Origin of the sequence: Pandoraea cepalis (assembly GCF_902459665.1) — a bacterium.
GTDB lineage: Bacteria > Pseudomonadota > Gammaproteobacteria > Burkholderiales > Burkholderiaceae > Pandoraea > Pandoraea cepalis.
In genome coordinates this window covers 18,073-43,516 of the sequence record NZ_CABPSL010000025.1, presented here as the reverse complement: position 1 = coordinate 43,516, position 25,444 = coordinate 18,073, and the positions used below count along the sequence as shown (strand labels likewise).

At 64.7% G+C, this 25,444-nt stretch carries 21 protein-coding genes; 8 read left to right on the top strand and 13 right to left on the bottom strand.

Going from position 1 to position 25,444, the window contains the following annotated elements:
* Positions 1-20: 20 nt before the first annotated feature.
* The 4 genes from PCE31106_RS21995 to PCE31106_RS21980 all read right to left on the bottom strand — a co-directional run bounded on the left by PCE31106_RS21995 (position 21) and on the right by PCE31106_RS21980 (position 4,538).
* Positions 21-1,643, bottom strand: coding sequence for an acyl-CoA synthetase (locus PCE31106_RS21995; protein WP_150564656.1), 1,623 nt, complete (start codon positions 1,641-1,643; stop codon positions 21-23).
* A complete protein-coding gene (locus PCE31106_RS21990; RefSeq protein ID WP_150564655.1) occupies positions 1,640-2,809 on the bottom strand; it encodes an acetyl-CoA acetyltransferase in 1,170 nt (389 codons plus the stop codon). Before PCE31106_RS21990 ends, PCE31106_RS21995 begins: the two co-directional genes overlap by 4 nt.
* 34 nt (positions 2,810-2,843) lie before the next feature.
* A complete protein-coding gene (locus PCE31106_RS21985; protein ID WP_174975368.1) occupies positions 2,844-3,602 on the bottom strand; it encodes an SDR family NAD(P)-dependent oxidoreductase in 759 nt (252 codons plus the stop codon).
* Positions 3,603-3,716: 114 nt separating this feature from the next.
* Positions 3,717-4,538 carry an SDR family NAD(P)-dependent oxidoreductase gene (locus PCE31106_RS21980; protein ID WP_150564653.1) on the bottom strand — a complete coding sequence of 274 codons (822 nt, stop codon included), beginning with the start codon at positions 4,536-4,538 and terminating at the stop codon, positions 3,717-3,719.
* Between the two features lie 253 nt (positions 4,539-4,791).
* Here PCE31106_RS21980 and PCE31106_RS21975 point away from each other — a divergent pair, with 253 nt between their 5' ends.
* The 7 genes from PCE31106_RS21975 to PCE31106_RS21945 all read left to right on the top strand — a co-directional run bounded on the left by PCE31106_RS21975 (position 4,792) and on the right by PCE31106_RS21945 (position 13,986).
* Entirely contained in the window at positions 4,792-5,685 is an 894-nt protein-coding gene (locus PCE31106_RS21975) for an IclR family transcriptional regulator (RefSeq protein ID WP_150564652.1), read from the top strand.
* A gap of 71 nt (positions 5,686-5,756) precedes the next feature.
* On the top strand, positions 5,757-6,659 hold the full coding sequence (locus PCE31106_RS21970; RefSeq protein WP_150564651.1) for a PCC domain-containing protein: 903 nt from the start codon (positions 5,757-5,759) through the stop codon (positions 6,657-6,659).
* The gene (locus PCE31106_RS21965; RefSeq protein ID WP_150564650.1) at positions 6,656-8,998 is read left to right on the top strand and encodes a molybdopterin guanine dinucleotide-containing S/N-oxide reductase; all 2,343 of its coding nucleotides are present in this window, start codon (positions 6,656-6,658) and stop codon (positions 8,996-8,998) included. The genes PCE31106_RS21970 and PCE31106_RS21965 overlap by 4 nt, the downstream gene beginning before the upstream one ends.
* Before the next feature lie 55 nt (positions 8,999-9,053).
* The gene (locus tag PCE31106_RS21960; protein ID WP_150564649.1) at positions 9,054-10,073 is read left to right on the top strand and encodes a TRAP transporter substrate-binding protein; all 1,020 of its coding nucleotides are present in this window, start codon (positions 9,054-9,056) and stop codon (positions 10,071-10,073) included.
* 58 nt (positions 10,074-10,131) lie between these two features.
* A complete protein-coding gene (locus tag PCE31106_RS21955; protein WP_150564648.1) occupies positions 10,132-11,994 on the top strand; it encodes a TRAP transporter large permease in 1,863 nt (620 codons plus the stop codon).
* 109 nt (positions 11,995-12,103) lie between these two features.
* Entirely contained in the window at positions 12,104-12,961 is an 858-nt protein-coding gene (locus tag PCE31106_RS21950; RefSeq protein ID WP_017234843.1) for a transketolase, read from the top strand.
* Between the two features lie 50 nt (positions 12,962-13,011).
* The gene (locus PCE31106_RS21945; RefSeq protein WP_217425922.1) at positions 13,012-13,986 is read left to right on the top strand and encodes a transketolase family protein; all 975 of its coding nucleotides are present in this window, start codon (positions 13,012-13,014) and stop codon (positions 13,984-13,986) included.
* Positions 13,987-14,113: 127 nt separating this feature from the next.
* On the opposite strand, the gene PCE31106_RS21940 is transcribed toward PCE31106_RS21945, so the two are convergent.
* The 4 genes from PCE31106_RS21940 to PCE31106_RS21925 all read right to left on the bottom strand — a co-directional run bounded on the left by PCE31106_RS21940 (position 14,114) and on the right by PCE31106_RS21925 (position 19,311).
* Positions 14,114-15,226 (bottom strand): linear amide C-N hydrolase, encoded by a 1,113-nt coding sequence (locus PCE31106_RS21940; protein ID WP_217425921.1) that lies wholly within the window; start codon positions 15,224-15,226, stop codon positions 14,114-14,116.
* 168 nt (positions 15,227-15,394) lie between these two features.
* Positions 15,395-16,795: a c-type cytochrome gene (locus PCE31106_RS21935; RefSeq protein ID WP_437343842.1), complete on the bottom strand. Its 1,401-nt coding sequence runs from the start codon at positions 16,793-16,795 to the stop codon at positions 15,395-15,397.
* 14 nt (positions 16,796-16,809) lie between these two features.
* Positions 16,810-18,585 carry a GMC family oxidoreductase gene (locus PCE31106_RS21930; RefSeq protein ID WP_150564646.1) on the bottom strand — a complete coding sequence of 592 codons (1,776 nt, stop codon included), beginning with the start codon at positions 18,583-18,585 and terminating at the stop codon, positions 16,810-16,812.
* Between the two features lie 3 nt (positions 18,586-18,588).
* On the bottom strand, positions 18,589-19,311 hold the full coding sequence (locus PCE31106_RS21925) for a gluconate 2-dehydrogenase subunit 3 family protein (RefSeq protein ID WP_150564645.1): 723 nt from the start codon (positions 19,309-19,311) through the stop codon (positions 18,589-18,591).
* Positions 19,312-19,344: 33 nt separating this feature from the next.
* Here PCE31106_RS21925 and PCE31106_RS24105 point away from each other — a divergent pair, with 33 nt between their 5' ends.
* Complete coding sequence (locus tag PCE31106_RS24105; RefSeq protein WP_174975366.1) at positions 19,345-19,509, top strand: hypothetical protein; 165 nt, start codon at positions 19,345-19,347, stop codon at positions 19,507-19,509.
* Positions 19,510-19,635: 126 nt separating this feature from the next.
* On the opposite strand, the gene PCE31106_RS24100 is transcribed toward PCE31106_RS24105, so the two are convergent.
* The 5 genes from PCE31106_RS24100 to PCE31106_RS24090 form a co-directional block, all read right to left on the bottom strand.
* Positions 19,636-21,297, bottom strand: a complete 1,662-nt coding sequence (locus tag PCE31106_RS24100) for a hypothetical protein (protein WP_174975364.1) — start codon at positions 21,295-21,297, stop codon at positions 19,636-19,638.
* A gap of 196 nt (positions 21,298-21,493) precedes the next feature.
* Positions 21,494-22,336, bottom strand: a complete 843-nt coding sequence (locus PCE31106_RS21915) for a helix-turn-helix domain-containing protein (RefSeq protein ID WP_254441249.1) — start codon at positions 22,334-22,336, stop codon at positions 21,494-21,496.
* A 262-nt stretch (positions 22,337-22,598) separates the two neighbouring features.
* Entirely contained in the window at positions 22,599-24,059 is a 1,461-nt protein-coding gene (locus PCE31106_RS21910) for a M20 family metallopeptidase (protein ID WP_150564642.1), read from the bottom strand.
* Positions 24,060-24,300: 241 nt separating this feature from the next.
* A complete protein-coding gene (locus tag PCE31106_RS24095) occupies positions 24,301-24,636 on the bottom strand; it encodes a hypothetical protein (protein WP_157211533.1) in 336 nt (111 codons plus the stop codon).
* Positions 24,637-24,665: 29 nt separating this feature from the next.
* Positions 24,666-24,833 (bottom strand): hypothetical protein, encoded by a 168-nt coding sequence (locus PCE31106_RS24090; protein ID WP_017235157.1) that lies wholly within the window; start codon positions 24,831-24,833, stop codon positions 24,666-24,668.
* Between the last annotated feature and the right edge of the window lie 611 nt (positions 24,834-25,444).

Below are 25,444 nucleotides of genomic sequence, written 5' to 3'. Positions count from 1 at the left end.
TGCTTCATACCGCCCTCCCCTCAATCCGCCCGCTTCCCCACCCCGTCAACCGCTTCATCGCGCCGCTTCAACTCATCGAGCACCATCCGCTTCGGCACCTTGCCGTAGCCCGACTTCGGCAGCGCGTCCCAAAAGACAATTCGCTTGGGAACCTTGTACTTGGCGATTCGGGTCTTGAGCCAATCCTGCAGCGCCGATTCGTCCAGCCCCTCCCCGGCGTGCAAAACGCAGACGGCCACACCGACCTCGCCCCACTGCGCATCCGGCACGCCAACCACCGCAACCTCGGTGATCGCCCCGTGCGTCAACATCAATTCCTCGATCTCGCGCGGATACACATTGGACCCACCCGAGATATACATATCCGAAGCGCGACCGGTCAGATACACATAACCGTTCTCGTCCATATGCCCGATGTCCCCCGTGCGGAACCAGCCATCGCGGAACGACTTGGCGTTGGCTTCGGGGTTGCGATAATAGCCAGCGAAAACCGCCGGACCGATGACGCAGACCTCTCCCGTCTCGCCCGGTCCAAGTTCGTTGCCCGCGTCGTCCTGAATCGTCACTTGCATGCCGCTGCGCTCGACCCCACAAGTCCGCGGTCGCAACGCGATGGTCTCGTCGTTGTGATCGTACGTCGGCAACACGGTAATGTTGCCCGTGACTTCCCCCAGGCCGTAATACTGCACCAGCACCGGCCCCAGCTTGGCCAGCGCGCGCTTCTGATCCTGCTCGTACATCGACGCGCCCGCGTAGATCACGTAGCGCAGACTCGTGTGGTCGTACGCGTCGACAGCCGGGTGCTCGACCAGCATCTTGAGAATCGTCGGCACCGTGAACATATTGGTCAGCCGATACCGCTCGATCAGCGCGAACGCTTGCGCCGGATCGAGCTTCTGGGCCGGCATCATCACCGTCGTGCCGCCACGCGCCATCACGTTGAGCTGATGCATGCCCGCGCCGTGCGAAATCGGCGCGACCACCAGCGAACCATCCTCATGCGTCAGGCCCGGCATGAGATCACACAGGTGGTTGTTGATGACGAACGCAAGCTGCCCATGCGTGAGCACCGCCCCCTTTGGACTCCCGGTGGTGCCCGAGGTAAAGAACAGCCAGCACGGCGTGTCGCGCTCGACCACCGCGTTGGCCATCGGGGCCGACAGGTGGCGATCGATCAGCGCGCTCACGTGCGGCGATTCGTCCGGCACCGCATTGTCGCCAGTGAACCAGACGATGTTGCAGCCCGGACGCTCCGCGACAACCGCCGCAGCATGTTCCGGGTAATCCGTCTGGCACAGAAATACCGTCGGTTCCGCCACGCGGGCCATGGTGGCCACCTCGCCCGGCGCGAGCCGGAAGTTGGTCGGCACCCAGACCGCCCCCAGACGAAACACGGCGACCATCGCCTCGATCATCTCGTTGCTGTTGCGCGAGTGGGCAAGCACGGTATCGCCGGCGCCCACACCGACCGCGCGCAAGCCCGCCGCGAGCGCCGAGACGCGTGCGTCGAACGCTTGCCACGTCCATTGCTGCTCGCCGAAAACGATCGCGGAATGATTCGGAAAGCGACGCGCGTTGCGCGTCGCGAAATACGCAAGGTTCATCACTCGTGCCGAGGTCGGCGTCATGTGGATGAAGCTCATTTGGCGCGCTCCATGATCGAGACGTAATTGGCCACTGCGGCGCCCCCCATGTTGAAGACACCCGCGAGCGCGGCGTCAGCGATCTGCATGTCGCCCGCCTCCCCCGTGAGCTGCATCGCCGCCATCACATGTTGCGAGACCCCCGTCGCGCCCAACGGGTGGCCGCGCGACTTGAGCCCGCCCGACGGGTTGACCGGCAAGCGCCCGTCGCGCAACGTCACCCCCTCCTCGATCACCCGCCAACCCTCACCGGGGGCGGCGAGCCCCATCGCCTCGTACTCGATCATCTCGGCGATCGTGAAGCAGTCGTGCGTCTCGACAAGACTCAGATCCCCCAGCGTCACCCCTGAGCTGCCGAGCGCCTTGCCCCACGCGCGACGCGCCCCTTCGAACGCGATCGGATCGCGCTTCGCGAGCGGCAGGAAATCGTTGACCTGCACGCGTGCGCGAAATCGAATGGCACGTTGCATCGTCATCGCGACCTCGGGCGCGGCGATCACCATCGCTGCGGCGCCATCGGAGACGAGTGAGCAATCGGTGCGGCGCAGCGGTCCGGCGACGAACGGATTCTGTTCCGACGGTGTATTGCAAAACGCAAACCCCAGATCCTTGCGCAAGTGCGCATAGGGATTGCGCACACCGTTCGCATGGTTCTTGGCCGCGATCATCGCCAACGCGTCGCTGTGGTCGCCATGGCGCTCGAAATACGCCTGCGCGATCCGTCCGAAAATGCCGGCGAAGCCGTCGGGGTTGCTTTCCTCGCGACGATAACAACCGCTCATCAGGATGTCGGGAATGGCCCGCCCCGGCACGGCGGTCATCTTCTCCGCCCCGATCACCAACGCGAGCTTGCCACGCCCTGCCGCGATGAAATCCATCGCCGCATGAAGCGCTGCAGATCCTGTCGCGCAGGCGTTCTCCACATGCATCGCGGGTGCGAAGCGCAGGCCCGGTTGCGCGAGCGAAGCGAGGGCGCCCTCGAAGCCCTGCGGTGTGAGCCCGTTGTTGTAGACCCCGACCATCACCGCGTCGATGTCTTCGGCCACGACGCCCGCATGCGCCAGCGCGTCGCCGATCACGTCCCGCATCAGCGTTTCCACGTCAGGCGCATCAAGCTTGCCGAAGCGCGAGTGCGCCCAACCAACCAGCATGGGTTGTGTATTCATCTTGTCTCTTCCTTAAGCTCGGTGCAGGCCAGCGTCATTCGTCGAGGATGCCCGCGGCAACGAAGCCGCCATCGACCGCGAGCGTCTGGCCGGTCACGAAACTCGCGCCCTCCGACGCGAAGAACGCGACCGCCGCGGCAATCTCGCTCGGCTGGCCGTAGCGCTTCATCGGCACCTGGCGCAGATAGGTCTCGCGCGCCTGCGCCGAGTGATGCCGGGTGAGCGGCGTCTCGACCGGCCCCGGCGCGATCGCATTCGCCGTGATCCCCGACTGGGCAAGCTCGATCGCGATCTGTCGCGTAAGCCCCATCATCGCGGTCTTCGACGTGCCGTAGCCGGTACGTCCGGCACCGGCGCGGATGCCGCTCGTCGACGCGATGTTGACGATCCGGCCCCACTGGCGCGCGCGCATGCGACGCGCCGCGTGCTGCGCGAGCGCCAACGGACCGGTCACGTTGATCTCCATGATGCGGCGGAACGTGTCGAGCGGGAAATCGATGAATGGCTTGAGGCTGGCGATGCCGGCGTTGTTGACAAGCACGTCGCACCGGCCATGACGTTCGTCGAGTGCGGCGAAGAACTGTTCGATCGAATCGTCGTTACCCACATCGAGCGTCATGGCGTCGGCGCGATGTCCGCGCGCCATGATCGCCGACGCCACGGCCTGCGCGGCCGCCAGGTCCAGATCGCTGACGATCACCGTGAACCCATCTTCGGCCAGCCGTTCGGCGATCGCCGCGCCGATGCCGCCCGCCCCGCCCGTGATCACCGCGACCCGTGACTCTGCTTGCATGTGTGGCTCCTGTGTCGAATTCAAGATGCCCGCGCTGAACGCCGCACGGGTCGATGAAATTGTGGAATCGATGATGGGCATTCGCGCGACGTCACGCATCGCCCACGTTGTGCGTCACGTGAGCGGAACCATCGAGCAGCTCTGGCCGCCATCGACGGGCAAACACACGCCCGTGATAAATCGGGCTTGCTCCGACGCGAGAAAGACGGCTGCGTTGGCCACGTCCCACGGGTCACCCATGCGACCCATCGGCACCATCTGATTGCGTGCCTCGATCATGGCTTCCACGCTGCTGTACTGCGATGCGATCTGCGTATAGATCAACGGGGTGTGAATCGCGCCGGGAAGCACGCAGTTGGCGCGAATGCCGTGGCGTGCGTACTGCATCGCCATGCTGACGGTGGCCTGATTCACGGCCGCCTTCGAGGCCGAGTAAGCGAAATAGGGATAGCCGGTCCACCCCAGCGCTGCCAGCGACGAGATGTTGATGATCACGCCGCTGCCGCGCTCGATCATATGCGGCAAGACGGCCTTGGCCGTGCGATAGACCGAGCCCAAATTCAATTCGATAGCGAGATGCCAGGTCGCTTCGTCCAGCTCGACCGGGCCGCCCATGTGCGTCACGCCCACGTTGTTGTGCAGCACGTCGATGCGCCCCAGGTGCGACAGCGTCTCGGCAACCGCTTGTGCCACCGACGTGGCGTCCGTGACATCGGCGCGCACGGCGAGTGCCGTGCCCCCCGCTTGCTTGATCGCATCGGCCGTGCCGTCGGCCAGATCGCTGTCGAGATCGACGCAACACACACTTGCGCCAGCACGCGCATAGGCGAGCGCCGCTGCTTTGCCATTGTTCCAGCCATCGCCGCGACAGCCCGCGCCGAACACGATCACCGTCTTGCCTTGCATCGACGCCGTGGCGTTCATGGATTCGTTCATGCGCTGCCTCGCGATTTCGTCAATTTCTTTAAATCCATAATGTGGACTTTAAATAAAACGGAATACGTTGAACGAAGGATAGGAGATTACCCGTATTTGTGGATAGTGCTCGTTAACCACGATTCATAAAGGAGAGCCAATCCCTATAATTTTCGCAGGGTTACGCACACAAGCCATCCACAATGTGAATTAAGCAAGTGTTAATTCACACAGGAAATTCAGAATCAATAGTCTACAATGTGGAGTTTCATAAATGATTCAATCGTCAGCCGATGACATGCCGCCGCAAGGTGAAGACACGACGGCCGCCGTGGTGCCGATCGAACGAGATGGCTCGCAAAGCATCGACCGCGCGATGGCGTTGCTCAGTCTTGTGTCGGCGCAGAGCCGGGTCGGCATGCCATTGCGTGAACTGGTTGCACAAAGCGGCCTGAAGCAGCCCACGGTACACCGCCTGCTCGGCGCGCTCACGCGAGCCCGTCTGATCGAGCAGGATCCGCAGAGCAAGCGTTATCACCTCGGCATCGAAAGCTACGTGCTGGGCACGCTGGCGGCCGAGCGCTTCGGCGCGCATCGCATCGCCGTGGGCAGCGTGGTGCGGCTCGCGCATCAGTCGGAGGACACCGCTTTTCTGACCGTACGCCGTGGCGATTACGCCGTTTGTATCCACCGTGAGGAGGGCGCGTATCCGGTGCGCGCGCAGGTGCTGACGATCGGGGACTGCCACCCGCTCGGCGTGGGCGCCGGCGCCATCGCGCTGCTGGCAGCCCTGAACGACGACGAGGTCGAGCAAACGCTGAGCGCGAACGCGGCGAGTTATCGCGAACATTACCCGTCGATCACGCCCGAGGGGCTGTGGGCGCTGGTGCGCGAGACGCGCGAACGAGGCTACTCGATGCACCGCGGCTTGGTTCACCCCGGCTCATGGGGCCTGGGCATCGTGTTCCACGACGAATCGGGCACCCCGGCCGGCGCACTCTCGATCGGCGCGATCGAGAGCCGAATGGGCGAGGACCGTCAGCAAAAGCTGGTGCGCATGCTGCAGTCTGAGGTACGCAATATCGAGACACGCCTGAAACAACGGTCAGACGGCCGTCCCGCCGATGCATCGGTGACGGCAGTTCGCGGCGGTCGCCGCGCGAAGTAAGTCAGGTCCGTCGCCAGACGGCGACGACAACGAGCCCCCTCGCACGCGCCAACAAAACGCCTGGAGACACCTTGAATCTGCCCTCCCATCGTCACCTGAAGCAGCCCGGCCCCCCGGCTGTGCAGCGGATCGAATCCATCGTCGGCGACGCCCTGTCGCTCACCTTCGCCCTGGCCGGCGGCCAAAGCTTGCGCGATGCCATTCTCGGCCCACTTGAAGCCGCCGGCATGGCCGCGGCGACCGTGCGCATCGAAGGGCTGCGAGTGCACTCGATGCGCTATGTCCGCCCAGCGGCGTCGCCCGACGACGAGCACGTGGCGTTCTATAGCGAGCAGCACCGCATCGACGAACCCGTCACGATCGAGCTGGCCTGCGCGACGGTCGGTCGCCGCGACGGCGGACCATTCATCCACTGCCATGCCATGTGGCGCAGTGCTGACGGTCGTTGGCAGGGGGGCCATATCTTCTCCGACCAGGTGATCGTCGCGCAGGACACCGAGGCGCGCGCGTGGGGCATCGCCAACGCCGAGATGCGTGCGGACTTCGATGCCGAAACCAATTTCACGCTGTTCCGCCCGGTGCCCATCGAGGCCGCGCGCAAGCCAGTGCCGGCGTCTACCGGCGCCCGATGCGTGGTCGCGCGCATTCGTCCCAACGAGGATCTGGTGCAGAGCATTGAACAGGTCTGCCGCGAACACGGTCTGCGCGCGGCAACGATTCGCGGCAGTGTCGGCAGCATCGTCGGCGCGCGCTTCGAGAACGCCGCGCCGGTCGACGACATCGCCACCGAGATCTTCGTGCTCGACGGCGTCGTTGCCGAGGCCGCGAATGGACCGCGGGCGACGCTCGATGTCGCACTGATCGACCCGCGCGGCAACATTCACCAGGGACGCGTGGTACGTGGTGACAATCCGGTGCTGATCTGCTTCGAGTTGTTCCTGGAGGAGTCCCTCGCCGTCGGGACTGCCGCATGACGCGATACACGCTCTCGCACTGGGGCGTCTACGAGGCCGGCGTCGACGACACGGGCAAGACCTGTCTGCGCCCGTATGCGAAAGACAGTGACCCTTCGCCAATCGGCACGTACCAGACCGCCGATTCGCTGCGCGCCCTGCGCGTTCGCCGTCCGTCGGTGCGGCGCGGCTGGCTCGAGAATGGACCGGGAAGCGCCACGCATCTGCGCGGCAAGGAGCCCTTCGTCGAAGTGTCATGGGACGTCGCGCTCGATCTCGTCGCGAAGGAACTTGCGCGGGTTCGCGAGACCTACGGCAACACGGCGATTTTCGGCGGATCTTATGGCTGGGCGAGCGCGGGCCGGTTCCACCACGCCCAGAGCCAGGTGCATCGTTTCCTGAACTGTGTCGGCGGTTATGTCCGCCATCGGGATTCATACAGCCTCGGCGCGGCGCACGTGATCATGCCGCATGTCGTCGACGACATGAACGAGTTGATCGGCTATCACCATTCGTGGGACGTGCTCGCCGAACACACGGAACTGTTCGTGACCTTCGGCGGCGTGCCACAGAAGAATGCCCAGTCGGCACCGGGCGGCGTCGGGCGACATCGCGTTCCTGGTGGACTGCGCGCGATGCACGACGCCGGCGTCAAGTTCGTGAACGTCGGCCCGGTCTCGGACAATCTCGACACCGGCGGCGAGGTCGAATGGGTCGCGTCGCGCCCCGGCACCGATACGGCCTTGATGCTTGCCCTCGCCTGGGTGCTGCGTCACGAAAATCTGCACAGCCCCGCGTTCCTCGCCTCGCACTGCACGGGATACGACGAATTCGAGCAGTATCTGCTCGGACATGTCGACGGCATTCCGAAGACGCCCGCGTGGGCGGAGCCGATCACCGGTGTGTCGGCCGACACGATCACCGCGCTCGCGCGCCGCATGCACGCGAGCCGCACGATGCTCAACGTCGCGTGGTCGTTACAGCGCGCGCATCACGGCGAGCAACCGTTCTGGATGGTCGTCACCCTCGCCGCGATGCTCGGCCAGATCGGCCTGCCCGGCGGCGGCTTCGGCGTCGGCTACGGCTGCGTGAACACCTTGGGCACGCCGCACGACAAACTCGGCGGACCCACGCTGCCGCAAGGCCACAATCCGGTCAGCGAGTTCATTCCCGTGGCGCGCATCGCCGACATGCTCCTCAAACCCGGCGAGCCGTTCGACTACGACGGCGAGCGCTATCGTTATCCCGACACGCACCTGGTCTACTGGGCCGGGGGCAATCCGTTCCACCATCATCAGGACATCAACCGCCTGTTGCGCGCCTGGCAGAAGCCGGACACGATCGTTGTCCACGAGCAATCGTGGACCGCGACCGCGCGACACGCCGACATCGTGCTGCCGATCTCCACGTCGCTGGAGCGCGACGACCTCGGCTACGCGTCACAGGAAGCGATCCTGATGTGGATGGCGAAGATCGACGAGCCGGTCGGCGAATCGCGCGATGACTTCACCGTCTTCGCGGGTCTCGCGCAACGACTCGGCGTCTTCGCGGAATTTACCGAGGGCCGCGACGCCGACCAGTGGTTAAGGCACATGTACGAGGAGACGCGCAAGCGCTATGCGCGCGCCGACATCGCGTTACCGGACTTCGACACCTTCCGGGACGTGGGTATGGTCGATCTCCATTCACGCGCGCGGCCGGTGGTGATGCTCGAGACGTTTCGCGCCGATCCCGCCGCTGCGCCGCTGAATACGCCATCAGGACGCATCGAGCTGTATTCGCGCGAGATCGCCGCGTTCGATATTCCTGACTGCCCGGGCCACGCGTGCTGGCTGCCGCCGGTCGAATGGCTCGGCGCACCGCTCGCGACGACCTACCCGCTGCACCTGCTCACGGACCAGCCGCGCAATAAACTCCACAGCCAGCTCGACGGCAGCCCTTACAGCGCCGCCGACAAAGTTCGGAGCCGCGAGCCGCTCTACCTCCACCCGCGCGACGCCGCCGCACGCGGCATCCACGACGGCGACATCGTCGAGGTGTTCAACGCGCGTGGTCGCTGCCTCGCGGGCGTGCGCATCACCGATCGCATTCTGCCCGGCGTGGTGCGGATGTCCACCGGTGCCTGGTACGACCCGGAACCGGACACCGGGCGCGACAAGCATGGCAATCCCAACGTCTTGACGGCCGACGTGCCGGCCTCGGGCCTGTCGCAGGGCTGCGCCGCGCAGTCATGCCTGGTCGAGGTCAGCGCGCCGGTCACCAACGCGCCGCCGGTGAGTGCCTTCGATTTACCGCTCTTCACTACCGAGGTCACGACCGACATCACTGCCGCAACCGCCGCACCGACCGAGCGCCTCTAGCGCCCGGTCGCATCAGGCACCCAAATCCAAAAAAGCAATCTTCAGGAGACACATCATGCAGAGCCTTTCCCGCCGTTCGATGCTGAAGCTTTCCCTGGGTACGGCGATCGCGGCCCCGGCGATCCTCAAGCACACGCGCGTCTACGCGGCCGACTTCACGCTGAAGTACGCCAACAACGCGCCGATCACTCACCCGCTGACGGTACGCATCACTGAGGCCGCCGAGGCCATCCGCAAGGAGACCGGCGGCAAGGTCGACCTGCGCGTGTTCCCGAACAACCAGCTCGGCGGCGACACCGACATGCTGTCGCAGTTGCGCGCCGGCGCGCTCGACTTCTTCACGCTGTCGCCGATGATCCTCTCGACGCTCGTGCCCAAGGCCGCCATCAGTGGCGTGGGTTTCGCGTTCAAGGGGTACGACCATGTGTGGAGCGCGATGGATGGCGAGCTGGGCGACTACGTGCGCGCGCAGATCGAGCGCGGCGGCCTGCACCCGTTCCCCAAGATTTTCGACAACGGCTTCCGCCAGATCAGCTCGTCGACGCGAACGATCAAGACGCCCGACGACCTGAAGAGTTTCAAGATTCGCGTCCCCCCATCGCCGATGTGGACGTCGATGTTCCAGGGCTTCGGCGCGGCGCCGCTCACCATCAACTTCGCGGAAGTCTATTCGGCACTGCAGACGAAGATCGCCGACGGACAGGAAAACCCGCTGGTCACGATCAATTCGGCCAAGCTCTACGAAGTGCAGAAGTACGTGGCAAAGACCAACCATATGTGGGACGGCTTCTGGTTCCTGTCGAACCGCGCGTCGTGGGCCAAGCTGCCGGCGGAAGTCCGCAAGGTGATCGAGGATCAGATCACGGCCGCCGCGCTCAAGCAGCGCACCGATGTCGCCGCGCTCAACGACTCCCTCGAAAAGGACCTCACCGCGAAAGGCATCGCCTTCAATTCGGTCGACGCCGCGGCCTTCCAGAACAAGCTCCAGACCGCCGGTTTCTACAAGGAATGGCAGGGCAAGTTCGGCGAGCAGGCCTGGGCACTGCTGCAAAAGAGTGCGGGCCGCACGCTCTGAGCCCCCACAGGCCTTTCGAAGGAGACAGCGTATGAACCGCGCCAGGCTGGAGACTCGCATGAACAAAGGCATACTGCCGGCAGCCCCTGCCCAGGAGGGGCTGATCGCCGCGCTGCAATTCACCTTGGCGAAGTGTGTCGAGCTGCCGGCCGCACTGCTCGTGCTGGCCGAGATCGTCACGCTGTTCGCCGGGGTCGTCAGTCGCGCCGTATTCCACAGCCCGCTGGTATGGTCGGATGAGCTGGCCTCGATCCTGTTCATCTGGCTGGCGATGCTCGGCTCCGTGATTGCCTTGCAGCGCGGCGAACACATGCGCATGACCGCCCTGGTCGGCCGCATGAACGCCGGCCGGCGCGCGTTCCTCGATGTGCTGGCGATCGCCACACCGCTCGCGTTCCTGCTGCTGTTCATGCCGAGCGCTTACGACTTCGCGGCGGACCAGGCCTTCATCACGACGCCGGCGCTCGAAATTGCCGACTCGTGGCGGGCCGCCGCAATTCCGGTGGGCTGCGCGCTGATGGTGCTGACCGCGCTGCTGCGACTGGTCCGTCACGGCAACTTGCGCATGGTCGTCACTGCCGCGGTAACGATCGGCGCGATCATCGGCGCGCTGCTGCTTGCGCAACCCGTGCTGCGTGGGCTTGGTAACGTGAACCTGCTGATCTTCTTCGTCGGCTTCGTGGCGCTGATGGTGCTTACCGGCGTACCGATCGCCTTCTCGTTCGCGCTCGCCACCTTCGGCTACCTGTCGCTCGGCACCACCACACCGGTCGTGATTCTGGCAGGCCGGATGGACGAAGGCATGAGCCACTTGATTCTGCTCGCGGTGCCGCTGTTCGTGTTCCTCGGCCTGCTCATGGAGATGACGGGCATGGCGCGCTCGATGGTGGCGTTCCTCGGCAGTCTGCTCGGCCACGTGCGCGGCGGCCTGCAGTACGTGCTGATCGGCGCGATGTACCTCGTCTCCGGCATCTCCGGTTCGAAGGCAGCCGACATGGCCGCGGTCGCGCCGGTGTTGTTCCCGGAGATGCAACGCCGAGGCGCCAAACCCGGCGACCTCGTTGCGCTGCTCGCCGCCACCGGCGCGCAAACCGAGACGATTCCGCCGAGTCTCGTGCTGATCACCATCGGCTCAGTGACCGGCGTATCGATTGCGGCCCTGTTCACCGGCGGCCTGCTGCCCGGCGCGATCCTCGGCGTCACGCTGTGCACGCTGGTGTGGTGGCGCTATCGCAACGAGAAGGTGGGCAGCGGCGCGCGCGCCTCAGGCCGGGAGATCGCGAAAAGCTTCGCCATCGCGCTGCCCGCGCTCGCGTTGCCTTTCGTGATCCGTGTCGCGGTGATCGAAGGAATTGCCACGGCGACGGAAGTGTCGACCATCGGCATTGTCTATTCGGCCGCGATCGGGATACTGATCTATCGCCGCTTCGACCCCAAGCGGGTCTATCCGATGCTGGTCGAGACCGCCTCGCTGACGGGCGCGATCCTCCTGATCATCGGCGCGGCGACCGGCATGGCGTGGTCGCTTACGCAATCAGGCTTCTCGACGATGCTCGCTGCAGCGATGCGCGACGTTCCGGGCGGTCCGGTCGGCTTCATGGCGATCTCCATCTTGGCGTTCATCGTGCTGGGCAGCGTGCTGGAGGGTATTCCCGCCATCGTGTTGTTCGGCCCGCTGCTGTTCCCGGTCGCGCAGAGCGTGGGCATCAACGAAGTGCACTATGCGATGGTGGTCGTGCTCTCCATGGGCATCGGCCTGTTCGCGCCGCCGTTCGGCGTCGGCTACTACTCCGCCTGCGTCATCAGCAAGGTTCATCCCGACGAGGGCATGCGGCCCATCGTCGGCTACATCGTCGCGCTGGCCGTCGGCCTGGTGTTGGTCGCCGCCGTGCCCTGGCTCTCGACGGGCTTCCTGACCTGATCTTCCCCGTTTCACGCCTGAAATCCGGCTCTGCCCACGCGGCGCGCGCTGCCATGCAGCGCGTGGCCCGACGCGCGCCGGGACACGTCCACTTTGCACAGGAGACTTTATGAGCACCGTTGCATCCCCACCCGCCGATACCTTGAGTACGCTTGCGCAGCGCGCGCATCGCATTCGCCACAACGCCATCACCATGGCCGAGGTCCAGGGCCAGGGCTACGTCGCGCAAGCCTTGGGGATCGCCGACGTGCTGGCCGTCGCCTATCTGCATGCGATGAACGTGCGGCCGCACGAGCCGGAATGGGAGGCCCGCGATCGCTTCCTGCTGTCAGTCGGCCACTACGCCATCGCGCATTACGCCGTGCTCGCCGAGGCCGGCTACTTCCCGAGGGAGGAACTCGTCACCTACGGTTGCGACGACAGCCGCCTGCCGATGTCGGGCATGATGTCGTACACGCCGGGCGCGGAAATGTCGGGCGGCTCGATCGGTCTTGGCCTGCCGATGGCCGTCGGCATGGGACTCGGCCTCAAACGCAAGCAGTCGACGTCGTTCGTCTACACACTGATGGGTGATGGCGAGCTTGCCGAAGGCCCGACCTGGGAAGCGGCAACGTCGGCCTCGGCGTTCAAGCTCGACAACGTCATTGCCGTCGTCGACGTCAACGGCGTGCAAGCCGACGGCCCGTCGACGGTCATCATGCCGACCGAGCCGCTGGTGCAGAAGTTCGAGGCGTTCGGCTTCTACACACAACGCGTGAACGGCAACGACCTGGCGGCCGTGCTCCAAGCCTTCGACAATGCCCGGTCGCACGACCGGCCCGTGCCGCGCATCATCATCTGCGACACCAAGATGGGCAAAGGCGTCGATTTCCTCGAAGCCCGCGAAAAGAATCACTTCATCCGCCTCGACCCGCCCGAGTGGCAACGAGCATTCAGCGCGCTCAACGCGCAAGGGAGCGCAGCATGAACACGTCCGTAGCCGATCAACCGACGACAACCCAAACCCGTCAGAACGCCATGCCCGCCGCGCCCGCCATCATCGCGTCGTCGGTCGATGAGGGACACCGCACACGCGCTACACCGTTCGGCAAGGCGCTCGTGGCGCTGGCCGATGCGCGTCCCGAGATCGTCGGCATGAGTGCCGATCTCGCGAAATATACGGACATGCACATCTTCGCGCAGGCCTATCCGGAGCGCTTCTACCAGATGGGCATGGCCGAGCAGTTGATGGCGACCGCCGCGGGCGGACTGGCCAAGGAGGGGTTCATCCCGTTCGCGTCGACCTACGCGACCTTCGCCGCACGCCGATGCTACGACTTCATCTCGCAGGGCGTCGCCGAGCAGGATGCCAACGTCAAAATCATCGGCGGCCTGCCGGGCCTGACCACGGGCTACGGCCCCAGCCACCAGGCCACGGATGACATTGCGATCTTTCGCGCGATGCCCAACCTGACCGTGATCGATCCGTGCGACGCGCTGGATATCGAGCAGATCGTGCCGGCCATCGCCGACCACCCCGGCCCCGTGTACATGCGTGTGCTGCGCGGCAACGTTCCGCTGGTGCTCGACGAGTATGGCTATAAGTTCGAGCTGGGCAAAGCCAAGCCGATACGCGATGGCAACGATGTTCTGATCATCTCGACCGGCTTCATGACCATGCGCGCCCTCGACGCCGCCAAGGCACTGGCGGCGGATCGCGTCGACGTGGCGGTGCTGCACGTGCCGACGATCAAGCCGCTCGACGAGGCGACCATCGTGCGCGAAGCAGCGCGCGGCGGGCGTCTGGTGGTCATTGCGGAAAACCACACGGTGATCGGTGGTCTGGGCGAAGCGGTAGCGGGTGCGCTCATGCGCGCCGAGGTATCGACGCGCTTTCGCCACATCGGTCTGCCCGACCAGTTCCTGGACGCGGGCTCCCTCCCGGTGCTGCAGGATCGCTATGGCATTTCGCGCAACGCGATGATCGCATCGATCAAGCATTGGTTGGGGTGACGTGGACGGCGTGAGGTGCGGCAGGCCAGCGCGATGACGGATGCGCCATCCGCCTTACGTGCCCGGCGCATGCCGGGCACGTTGGCTATCGGCGACGGTCGACGGCGTCAGGGCCGCCGCGTGCCGTTCACAGGCCGGTGCTTCCTGACCGGTCTTTCGACGCAGGGACGGGACCGTCGCGCAACCCCAGAAACGGAAACGGCGGCGCCACCTTGAAATCGGCCGAGACCTCACCGCTGAAGGTATTGCGCTGATCCTTGCCGAGATCGAGCCGCTTCACGGGCGCCCCGGCCGCGAAATCAACCTTGTTCAGATCCACCCAGAACGTGTTGGGCGTGAGCGCCGATTCAAAGAAATAAAGCATGCGCTTGTGATCGACGACCGTGCGCCAACGCGTCGACGAAATATTCGGCTCGCCCGGCGTCGTGATGCCGAACGGCACCGACGCGTTGCGAATGACACTGAACACGCTCGCCAACGCCTCGACCGGCGATTCGGTCTTTGGAATCGCATTGATGTAGAACGACGCTCGCGCAAAGCGATCCGACGAGCGATTCGTCCCCGGAAGGAACGTCGTTCCGCCAATCTGCTTCCAGTAACTGTTCAACGCAAGCTGCTCGTCGAACGTCGGCGAATTGGTCATCACCTGATACTGGCGGCCGTGGTGAATCACCTGCCGACCGTTGATGTACTCGACGATGGCACTGTCGCCCGACTTGTCGGACATCGACAGATGCAGCGTCGCGATCCGATCCTCGCCGGGCACGTTGTCCGTCACGATCGTGAACGGCGTCTTCTCCAGCGCCGCCACGGCTTGTGCGACCGTCGCGAAGTTATCCAGCACGTACTGCGCCCAGGCCGCGATCGTCAGCCCCGGCTTCGACCCCTTGTCGAACGTCGGATATTGCGACTCCACCAACCAGAGCAACTGCGCCGACAGCCCCTTCTCGTTGACGCCGTCGGTCGTCGACACGTCGTAGCCCGTGGCCACCACGCTGCCGTACTTCGCCGTCCAGCGAAGCGAGTTGGGCCCCGCCTCGCCCGAGCGCGTCATGCCGCGCGGCAACACATAGAGATTGGTGGCGACGTCGACCCTCCAGTCCATCGAGCGCGCGGTAATTACGTCGTCGTTCGCGCCGAGATACACCACACGGGTACAGGCCAGTGCCGACAGCGGGGACAGGGCGAGCGTTGCGGCGGCGACGAGACACGGCAAGGTCTTGACGAACATTCGGGGCATGGTGATACCTCATGTTGGGGACACGGTTGCGCAAGAACCGTCAGTATAACGATGGAATCCGCCCCCTCCCCCGCCCGATCGCAAACAACGAAGCCCCGCCAGCGATGCTGCCTGGCGAGGCCTCGACTTCCCCCCTGGGGCCGGTCACCGGCCCTACGATTTGCCGGCTCAGCGCTGCGGCTGCGCCGCTGCGCCAACCTCCTTGCGCACCTTGGCCACCTGGGTGGCTGTCACCGCCGGCGCCTTGTTGCCCCAGCTCGAGCGCACGAACGTCAGCACGTCGGCCACATCCTGATCGGTCAGCCGGTCGTCGAAGCTCGGCATCGCGTAATGCGTGGGCGCCGACTTCGTCCACGGCATTTCCGCGCCGCGCAACACGATGTGGATGAGCGAGGTCGGATCGGCCGAGTTCACCGTCGAGCTGAGGGCGAGCGTTGGGAACGTCTGCGTGTAGCCCTTGCCGGTGCTGCGATGGCACGCCGCGCAGTTGTCGAGGAACGTGAGCGCACCGTTGCCCTTGCCTGCGCCCGTACGCAATGCCTTGAACACGGTGTCGTCATAGGCGAGCGCCTTGGCGTTCGGATCGACCGGCTTGAGCGTCTTCAGGTACTTGGCAATCGCCGTGAGGTCGTCATCGTTCATGTGCTGGGTGCTGTGCTGCACCACGTCCGTCATCCCGCCGAACGCCGCGGAGTGGTCGTTACGTCCGCCCTTCAGGAACGCCGTGATATCGCCTTCGCTCCAGTTGCCCAGACCGTCGGTGACATCGCCCCGCAGATTCTTCGCGAGGAAGTTGTCGACCACACCGCCCGACAGGAATGCGGTGCTGTCGTCGGTGAGCGCCTTCTCCTGGAACGCAAAGCCGCGCGGTGTGTGGCAGGCGCTGCAATGCGCCAGGCCTTCGACAAGATAGCGTCCGCGCGAAATCGGATCGTTATCGGTCGAGGCGGTATCGCCAACGACCGCGGGCGCGAACATGTTGCGCCAGATCGACAGCGGCCAGCGCATCGACATCGGCCACGGGATATCGGTCGACTTGTTGGTCTGCGCGACGGGCTTCACGCCGTTCATGAAGTAGGCGTACAGCGCCTTGACATCGGCCGGACGCACCTTCGCGTACGACGTGTACGGCATGGCCGGGTACAACGTCGCGCCATTCTTCGCGACCCCGTGGCGCACCGCCTTGTCGAAGTCCTCGAGGCTGTAGCTGCCGATGCCGGTGTCCTTGTCGGGCGTGATGTTCGTCGAGTAGATCGTGCCGATCGGCGAGGCGATCGGCAGGCCGCCGGCGAACGGTAGCCCCTTGGGCGCCGTGTGGCACGCGGCACAATCGGCCGCGCGCGCGAGGTATTCGCCCTGCTTCACGAGTTGCGCCTGCGGGTCGTTCGCGGCGGGCGCCGGGCTGCCGGCGGCCGTCGTGGCGGGTGCCATCGGCGTCGGCGACACGGCGGGTGCGGCCGGTGCCGAGGCCGGCGCCGCAGCATTCTGCGCCCACACGGCAACGGCCGCGAACGCCAGCGTCCCGGCGGCAAGTGCGATCGCGGAGCGTTTCATCATCGTTTTGCGGATCATGGTTGCGCTCCTCACGCCTGAACCAGCGGGCCGGCGTTCTTGAGGTACTGTTCGCGAATCGCCTTCGCAGACCAGTACGCCAGCGCCGCCACCACGCCCGTGGGGTTGTAACCCATGTTCTGCGGGAACGCCGACGCGCCCATCACGAACACGTTGGACACGTCCCAGCTTTGCAGGTACTTGTTGACCACGCTGTTCGACGGGTTCGTGCCCATGATCGCGCCGCCGGTCGTATGCGTGCTCTGGTAGATCCGCGTGTCGTAGTGCGTGCCCTTCTTGCGGATCGCGCGGAACACCTTCTCCGGATTCATCGCGCGGCCGACCGCTTCCATGCGGTCGCCCATATAGCCCAGCATGGCGTACTCGTTGTCATGCCAGTCGAACGTCATGCGCAGCAACGGCACACCGTAGGCGTCCTTGTAGGTCGGATCGAGATCGAGACACGCGTCGCGATACGACATGACCGAGCCGGAAATGCCGATCGTCATGAACCGCTGATACGCGTCCGTCACGCCCGCTTTCCACTTGCTGCCCCACGACGGCGTGCCCGGCACGCTCGGCGTCATCTTGATCGGGCGCCCGCCCGTGCGCACGTGACGGATGCTCGCGCCGCCGATAAAGCCAAGCGGCCCGTGGTCGAACTGGTCGCCGTTCAGATCGTCCATCGACACGCCGCCGGCGCCCGTGCCGATGAATGGATTCAACTGCGTGCCCTTGGGCAGCAGCACGTTCACGGCGCCGTTCATCTGGTACGCATAGTTCTTGCCGACAACGCCCTCGCCCGTCTTCGGATCGTAGGGCTTGCCGATGCCGGAGAGCAACAGCAGGCGCACGTTGTGCATCTGGTACGCGGCCATGATGACGAGATCGGCCGGTTGCTCGACTTCGCGGCCTTGTGCGTCGATATACGTCACACCCGTGGCCTTCTTGCCGTCGCTGTCGAGATTGACCTTGACGACGTACGCATGCGTGCGCAGTTCGAAATTGGGTTTCTTGAGCAACACCGGCAGAATGGTCGTCTGCGGCGATGCCTTCGAGTACATGTAACAGCCGTAGTTTTCGCAGAAGCCGCAGAAGTTGCAGGGCCCGAGACGCACACCATACGGATTCGTATAGGGCTGAGAGGTATTCGCGGCGGGGGCCGGGTACGGATTGAAGCCGACTTCGCGGGCCGCCTTCTCGAAGAGCGTCGCACCATAGGTGGTCTGCAGTGGCGGCGTGGGGAATTCGCTTGACCGCGCCCCCTCGCGCGGGTTGCCGCCGGGCACGATCGTGCCGTTCAGGTTGCCGGCCTTGCCCGACGTTCCAAACACTTTCTCGGCGAAATCGAAGTGCGGCTCCAGCTCCTCATAGCTCACGCCGAAGTCCTGAATCGTCATGCCGTCGGGAATGAACTTCTTGCCGTAGCGTTCTTCGTAATGGCTGCGCAGCTTCAGCTCTTCGGGCAGGATGCGGTAGTGCATGCCGTTCCAGTGGAAGCCCGCGCCGCCCACGCCGTTGCCGAGCAGAAACGAGCCGTTCTGGCGGTAAGGCACAGCGAGATCGTCCGGCGTATGACGAATCGTAACGGTCTCGCGGGCCAGCTCCTGGAAGAGCTTGCCGCGCACCGAGTATTCGAGCTCGTCGATGACTTTGGGGTACTGCGCGTCGGTGGGCGTGTCGCGCATCGCACCGCGCTCGAGCGCCACGACGTTGAGCCCGGCATCGGTGAGCTCCTGGCCGAGGATGGCCCCGGTCCAGCCGAAGCCCACGATGACGGCGTCGACCTTGTCTTTCTTGATGGCCATGAATTAGCCCCGCTTTCCGGAAATCGACACGGGCCCATACGGGTACTTGACGTTCGGCTGATCCGCCCAGTCGAGGAAGTCGGCGCGCGCGCCGGGGAAGCCGACCATCTTCCAGCCCACCATGTCCTTGTTGCCGCCGTGGATCGGATCCGAGAAGAAACCTTCCTTCGTATTGGCGAGCAGATAGGAGAAGAACGTGCGCGCCGGCACGCTATCGAACTCGACCTTCGCGTGCTCCAGATCGCCGAGCACGGTCTCCTGCGTGGCGTGATCGAGATCGGCAAATGCCTTGTTGTACTGCCTTTTGCAGTAAGCGTCGCACGCCGCAATGCCGTGACGATAGATGTCGCGCGGCACGAGACTCAACTGGTAGCCCATCTCGGGAGGCTGATCGGTATGGAACGGCCCCTGCATATACCAGAGCTTGCCGTGCCCGAAGGGCGTTTCCATCTGACGGTCGATGAACTGTGGCACGTCGGCCTGAAGCGCTCCCGGGCCGAGGTCGTCGGCGGGAATCAGGCGGTCGACGGCGGCATTCACAAAACGCCATTCGTCGGCGGTGAAGTACTTGGGCTCATAGGGCGTGGTGGATGCGGCGGGGGCGGCGGGCTTGTCGCTGCTGCAGGCGGACTGACTCAGCGTGGCACCGGTGGCGAGGGTCGTGGCGGGCACGATCGCCAGCACCTGACGCAAAAAGCGCCGGCGCGGTTCCTTGTCCTGTGACATGGGGTTCTCCGTTTTGTGGGGGACGAATCACGCATGACAGTCGAGCAATGGGTCGCCGTGCGTGAAGAAAACCTGACAGGCTATTCGCTTCGCGTAGCGTTTTTTAACGCGACCATTCTACTGACAAGCCCCCCGCATGGCAAAACCAGTGTGTTGCACAAGGCTCGCAAGCCGTTGATTAAAAAGGCTTGCCAATAATTAAAGTATTTACTATTACGCGCGCACGAAGCGTTTTGCCACATAAAATCATTCACGCGGCTTTTGCATGAAAAAAGGCCGCTCCATGTTCCGGTAGCGGCCTGGCCTGCCTAATGCAGCAGTGGATTACTCAGGGATGGGCGGCAGTGCCGACAACGGCGGCGGCGGTGGTGGCGACAATGGCGGCGGCGGTGGCAGTGGCGACGGCGTCGCGACGGCTCGAGCGCTGCCGACGGGTCCGTGTCCGCCTGCAGCCTGTTCGCTCGGCGACGGCGAGGACACCATCGATCGAGCAATCATTGCCCGCAAGCTATGCTGCCTGCCCGGCTGCGCGTTGCAGAACGCCTCCGCAAAAATTTCGCGCCGGGAGAGTTGCGACGTCGCGCTGGCCAACGCCGGCGACCGTTCGGCTCGCATGACGCGCGCGTATTCGCTGCCGTCCGGCGCGACAAAGGGGGGCACGTCCGATGGGGTGTCCGACCTCACGAGGCGGGCGTAACCGTGCGCGTCCATCTCCGATGCATCGGAATCGTCGGAGTCCTCAGAATCGTCGAGCACCGGCTCGGCGGCGGGCTCGGCCAACGAGGGGCGAACAAGATCGGAAAACCGGGTGGCATCGATTGGATTGGCCGTAGTCCGACGCGACCGCTCACGACTCGGACTGCGCGGATCCGCGCCTGAGTCGAGTTCGTCGCCGAGCAGGCTGTCGTCGTGCGCAGGCGTTGGCGTGTCCGCCGGCGCGCGGTGCGTGTCGGACGGTGACAGGCCATCGTGCACAGCGCGGGTGGCGGCCTTCCAAGTGTCGATGTCCAGCGCCCTGACGGCGAGCCAGGAACGCGCGGCGTCGCGTCCGCTGGATCTGGCGTCATTGAGCACGGTCGTGTACTCGTGCGCGCCGAACCCCCGGCTGCGAATCATCTTGAGCGTGACAGGCTGGTCGGCCGGATAGCCAAGGAGGAGTGCCAGTCGGGCCGAATCATTGGCCGCCCGCGTCTTGTTCCTGGCGAACCAGGAGGTCGACGCAGCAGGTTTGAGGACCCAGTTGCCATCGCGCACCGCCAGGCGCAGCGGTACGTCGGCGCCGCCGTTGGTCAGCTCTCGCTCCGCCTCGCGCGCCATGTCGTTCAGCGCGATCAGGGCGTTCAGTTCCGAGCGCAGCAGATCGTCCTTCCTGCCATGCGAATTCATGGTCAATCGCGCCATCGCATCTCTGAGCGCAGCAAGGTCATCGCGATTTCTTAGCGCAATTTTCCTGGCGCTCCCGTCCGGCAACGACGGAATGGCCGCAGTCAGCTTGCTGACCTCATCGCTCAGACGGGCAATCTCGCCAAGTTGCGCGCGCACCGAGCCAGTGGCAAACGTTCGAACGAAACGGGTCGGCTCGGCGGGAATCCCGTGACGGACCCGCTGCATGGACGACGCACGGGCACGCTCGAAGGTCACGTCGGCGGCGACGGCGTCGGTAAACTGGGTGCGCCAGCGCCCAAGTCCCTCGCCGACGAATTTGGGCATCAGTGGGTCGGCGCGCAGGCGCTTGGCGTGAAGCACCTCGCGATCGCGCTCCTCGCACCATGTCCCCAGCGGAATGCCGCTGTTGGCTTGCGTGCTTCGCGGCCGCACGGGATAGGACTGCCAGGGCTTGCCAGTCGGACTGAGCGCGGACGTGGCGACCGATCCCAGTCGCTGAAAGTCCGAGCCGAAGCTGTTCCCATCGTCGGGCGGCTTCGACCGGGTGATGGAAATGAGTTGCACCGGCGAGCCGCGCGATGCGGCGGAAATGGTTCCCATGATCGTCTCCAAGGTAAACAGACCGGATGGTCGTCAAGCGCAAGGAGACTAGAGCGGTTTGTCGCGATGTGATGTCGATTGTGTGGGAAGACTTCGTTTTGTGGCACCAGCTCGTCGTTTTCCCGCACGCAAAGCGCGTGCTCAACGACGGCGGTCAAGGCGTGGGCACGCGTTCACGCGTTACCCGCCCGCCCCCTCAGAACCGGACCAGCAGCGCTTCGAGCAATGCCGCGCCGTCTCTGCCCTTGGCCGCATCGGCCCAGAGTCGATCGATCATGGCGCGATACATGCCAACGCCGTCGGGTGACGTGGTGATGGTGGCGATACCGGTACGCAGGTTCGGTAGTTCGCCCAGCCGAAACGGCGACACCGCCACATAGGCCTCGCCCTGCGCCTCGAAGATCTGGAACGACTCATTGGGCATGTTGTCGCTCACGATGCCGATCTGCACGCCCGTCGTGTCGGCCTCGAGAAACTCGACGATGCGCGCCACTTCGCGCCGCGCCGCCCGCTTGCGCTCGTGCTGCACCTCGGGAGGGAGTCCCAGCCGCCCCACGAGTCCGTGATGCAGAAACTGCTCGATCTGACGCAGCCCGATGAGGCTCGTCACCGCCAGCCGCTGGCGCGAGAAGCTCGACTTGCGCTCCTGCAAGATGTTCAGCACGCGATCGATCGTGTTCGTCCAGCGCTGGTCGGCTAGCGTGGGCGGTATGCTCTCGTCGAGCATGTGGCGCAGCCAGACGTCGTAGTCTTCGGACGTCAGCAGGAACGAAATGGGATCGAAATGTGCGACGATGCGCTCGGAACGGCGCTCCAACTGGCGCATGCGCTCGAAGTAGCTGACTGCCGAGTCGTGATATTCGACTTCCACGCCCAGCAGATTCGCGAGCGACACGCCCAGCAATGCCGCGAGACGCTCGAGGGTGTCGATCTTGACGATCTCGCCGCGCTCGAGCTTGTAGATCGCCGCGCGTGAGATATCGAGCTGCTCCGCCACATCCTCGCTACGCAGCTCCGCAGCGATCCGGTAGGCGCGCAATCGTTCTCCGATGGCTCGGAAATTGAAACGCGCGCCTCTTGGCGCGCGGGATGTCGTCGCAACGCGATTCAAATCGTCCCCTTTCGGATGCCCATGCGCCGCGCGGCGGATCGCGCCGCGCCCACATCGCAGAGCGGCGATTATACCGGGCGCTCGCATGCCTCGATGCGGCTTGCACGCCCGTCGGCGACGCACTCGCCCCGGGAGAGGAGGCTGCCGCGCGCTTGCCCGGCCGGCTGCGCCGTGACAACGCGAGCGCCGCCTACGGCGCCAGCGCGATGACCTCGGCCACCGCGGCCGTCAGTTTCTTCGCGTAAGGTACGTGCAGGAATTCGTTCGGGCCATGCGCATTCGACTTCGGTCCGAGCACGCCGCACACCATGAATTGTGCCGACGGGAAACCCGCCTGCAGTGTATTCATCAACGGAATGGTGCCGCCCTGCCCGATGTACGCCACGTCTTCCCCATAGTGCCGTTGCGACGCCGTGTTCAGTGCCGACGTGAGCCACGGCGCAACGTCGGGCGCATTCCAACCGGAGGCCGCACCGGCATCCGGCTTGAACGTCACCCGGGCGTTGTAGGGCGGATCGAGTTCCAGCAGCGATTTGAGTTCGGCCACCGCCTGCGCGGCGTCGACGAGCGGCGGCAGACGCAGCGACAGCTTGAACGCCGTGCGCGGACGCAGCACGTTGCCGGCATCCGACAGCGCCGGCAGTCCCGCCGCCCCGGTGACCGACAGCGACGGACGCCACGTCGAATTGAGCAGCGCCTCCTTCGGATCGGTCGTGGTCGGCAATACCGACAGGCCGTCCTGACCGCACGCCCACGGCATCTTCTTCCAGACGTCGTCGCCAAGAATGCGCGCCGTCGCTTCCGCCTCTTTCAGGCGCTGCAACGGAATCGGCGTGTGAAAGCCTTGCGGCAGCACGTTGCCGCTGCCCGCGTCTTCCAGACGTTCGAACAACTGGCGCATGATGCGAAAACTCGACGGCGCAATGCCGCCGTAGCCGCCCGAGTGGATACCCTCGTCAAGCACCTGCACTTCAAGGCTGCCCGAAATCAGGCCGCGCAGCGACGTCGTGAGCCACAACTGATCGTAGTTGCCTGCCCCCGAATCGAGGCAGACGACCAGGCCGACACGCCCCAATCGTTCACGCAGCGCATCGACATACGGCAGCAGGTCGTAGCTGCCCGACTCTTCGCACGTCTCGATGAGACCGACGCAGCGCGGGCGCTCCACGCCCTGGGCATCGAGGGCGGCCAGCGCCGTCACGCTGGAATAGATGGCGTAACCGTCGTCCGCACCGCCACGGCCATAGAGCCTGCCGTCTTCGAACTTGGGCGTCCACGGGCCCAGGTCACGACGCCATCCATCGAACTCAGGTTGCTTGTCGAGGTGGCCGTAGAGCACGATCGTCTCGTCGCTGCCCGAGCGCGTGGCGGGAGCCTCGAAGAAGATAACCGGCGTGCGTCCGTCAAGACGAATCACTTCGAGCTTCAGTCCTTTCACCGGCTGGCGTTCGGCCCATTGCGCGGCGTCGCGCACGACGCGATCGATGTATCCATTGCGTGCCCAGTCGGCGTCGAAGCCCGGGCTCTTGGCCGGCACGGCGATGTAGTCGGTCAGCGCGTGCAGGATGTCTTCGTTCCATTTACGATCGACGAATTCGCGCAAGGCAGCGGTGTCGAGCGACGGCTGAGTCGGGGTGACGATGTCGTTCATGGGGGGCGTCCTTAGGGAGGGCTTGTTCGATGTGGCGGACCGGACCGAGCGGATCACGCGTGGCTCGGGGATCCTGCCAGGGCACGCGTCGGGTACGCCGACGGGCCGTATGACGACATCATAGCCATTCCCGGCGGCAGTGGCGACTGGCCGTCAGAACAGCGCGCGTCCACCCTGGGCACCGCGCCAGCATGCTCACAATACTTGCGCCATGCGAAGGGGAAGACGGGCCGGCGGGCGCTCAGTTGCCGGTGCCTGGCGGGCCGAAACGAAACACGATCTCTCCGGCGGCCCCTGCCGCCTTCAAACACGAGGTCGATTGCGCTCCCTTGCCGGGGATGTCCAGCGAATGCTCGGCATCCGCAGCGCTGCACCGCCAAAAGAACGAGACCGGACGGTCGCACCCGTTCGATGCCTCGTATCGGTATTGCGTGACGTCGGCAGGCAGCGCACGTAGCGCCCCGCAGGGGTTCCCGGCAGCATCGAGCGGTTCGGACGGCGCCGGCGTCGCGGATGACGTTTGGGCGTGAACCGACGCGCTCGCGGCGAGCGCGAGCCCCACCACCGTTGCCGTCATCCTCAAGCGGCGCGCTGCCGTGACGACCATCAGAGCCAGCGCCAGGCAATGGCGACGGCGCCGATGGCAATGCCAACGGAGATGACGACGCCAAACCATGCCAGTTGCGCACGCCGCGCCCGACGGCGGCTCGATTCCGAAGTGTCGTAAAAACGACCCAATCCGCCCGAGTACAACTTTTCCCAGCGAATTTCCATGGCGCACCTCACAAATCAATCAAACCGGCCCGCGTGATAATCTTTTTTCTTCTTTATCGAAAATTCTGAGACGCAAGACAATTCGGATAAATCCGGGCAAATCCGGAACCCAGGACTACCCAAAATTCCGACACAGCGCCGTCGGTTCAAGATCGCACTATTCTTTCGATAACGCAATAGCGTGAACCCGCAGAATGCTGCGCCGGCGCCACGAGAGACCACGTTATCGACGATGGATATCAACGTGCTTAACGCGCTTTATCGCAGGCGGCTTCAAATCTTTAAGGGAAATGGCAGCGATTTGCCGCAATTCAGACGTACCAGCCTTTCCGAAACGCCGTGCTCATGTAACAAAACGTTTCAAAACATCGCGGGTGTGCCGTTGCATCGGGCGATTGAAGCGGCGCGGCGAACGTGCCGAAACCTCCGTAGCATAAGCTCGGGAGGCGGCATTGGCTTGGAAGTCGTGGAAAAGCGTTAGCCGAAGCAACGCGGCGCGGCCGTCCGCCGGAGGCGGTGCCGCGCACGAAAAGGAAGATGGGTGACTTTAGCGTCCCAGGAAGGCCGCACCGACCGACAAGAGCACGAATCCGCCGACGCTACAGGCGATC

Bases quoted from the DNA above. Each gene is read 5' to 3' on its own strand.
- PCE31106_RS24090 (WP_017235157.1), bottom strand. From the start codon at position 24,833: ATGGAAATTCGCTGGGAAAAGTTGTACTCGGGCGGATTGGGTCGTTTT.
- PCE31106_RS21955 (WP_150564648.1), top strand. From the start codon at position 10,132: ATGAACAAAGGCATACTGCCGGCAGCCCCTGCCCAGGAGGGGCTGATC.
- PCE31106_RS21910 (WP_150564642.1), bottom strand. From the start codon at position 24,059: ATGAACGACATCGTCACCCCGACTCAGCCGTCGCTCGACACCGCTGCC.
- PCE31106_RS24095 (WP_157211533.1), bottom strand. From the start codon at position 24,636: ATGACGGCAACGGTGGTGGGGCTCGCGCTCGCCGCGAGCGCGTCGGTT.
- PCE31106_RS21950 (WP_017234843.1), top strand. From the start codon at position 12,104: ATGAGCACCGTTGCATCCCCACCCGCCGATACCTTGAGTACGCTTGCG.
- PCE31106_RS21945 (WP_217425922.1), top strand. From the start codon at position 13,012: ATGCCCGCCGCGCCCGCCATCATCGCGTCGTCGGTCGATGAGGGACAC.
- PCE31106_RS21995 (WP_150564656.1), bottom strand. From the start codon at position 1,643: ATGAGCTTCATCCACATGACGCCGACCTCGGCACGAGTGATGAACCTT.
- PCE31106_RS21980 (WP_150564653.1), bottom strand. From the start codon at position 4,538: ATGAACGAATCCATGAACGCCACGGCGTCGATGCAAGGCAAGACGGTG.
- PCE31106_RS21990 (WP_150564655.1), bottom strand. From the start codon at position 2,809: ATGAATACACAACCCATGCTGGTTGGTTGGGCGCACTCGCGCTTCGGC.
- PCE31106_RS21930 (WP_150564646.1), bottom strand. From the start codon at position 18,585: ATGGCCATCAAGAAAGACAAGGTCGACGCCGTCATCGTGGGCTTCGGC.
- PCE31106_RS21985 (WP_174975368.1), bottom strand. From the start codon at position 3,602: ATGCAAGCAGAGTCACGGGTCGCGGTGATCACGGGCGGGGCGGGCGGC.
- PCE31106_RS21975 (WP_150564652.1), top strand. From the start codon at position 4,792: ATGATTCAATCGTCAGCCGATGACATGCCGCCGCAAGGTGAAGACACG.
- PCE31106_RS21940 (WP_217425921.1), bottom strand. From the start codon at position 15,226: ATGCCCCGAATGTTCGTCAAGACCTTGCCGTGTCTCGTCGCCGCCGCA.
- PCE31106_RS24105 (WP_174975366.1), top strand. From the start codon at position 19,345: ATGACAGTCGAGCAATGGGTCGCCGTGCGTGAAGAAAACCTGACAGGC.
- PCE31106_RS21925 (WP_150564645.1), bottom strand. From the start codon at position 19,311: ATGTCACAGGACAAGGAACCGCGCCGGCGCTTTTTGCGTCAGGTGCTG.
- PCE31106_RS24100 (WP_174975364.1), bottom strand. From the start codon at position 21,297: ATGGGAACCATTTCCGCCGCATCGCGCGGCTCGCCGGTGCAACTCATT.
- PCE31106_RS21960 (WP_150564649.1), top strand. From the start codon at position 9,054: ATGCAGAGCCTTTCCCGCCGTTCGATGCTGAAGCTTTCCCTGGGTACG.
- PCE31106_RS21965 (WP_150564650.1), top strand. From the start codon at position 6,656: ATGACGCGATACACGCTCTCGCACTGGGGCGTCTACGAGGCCGGCGTC.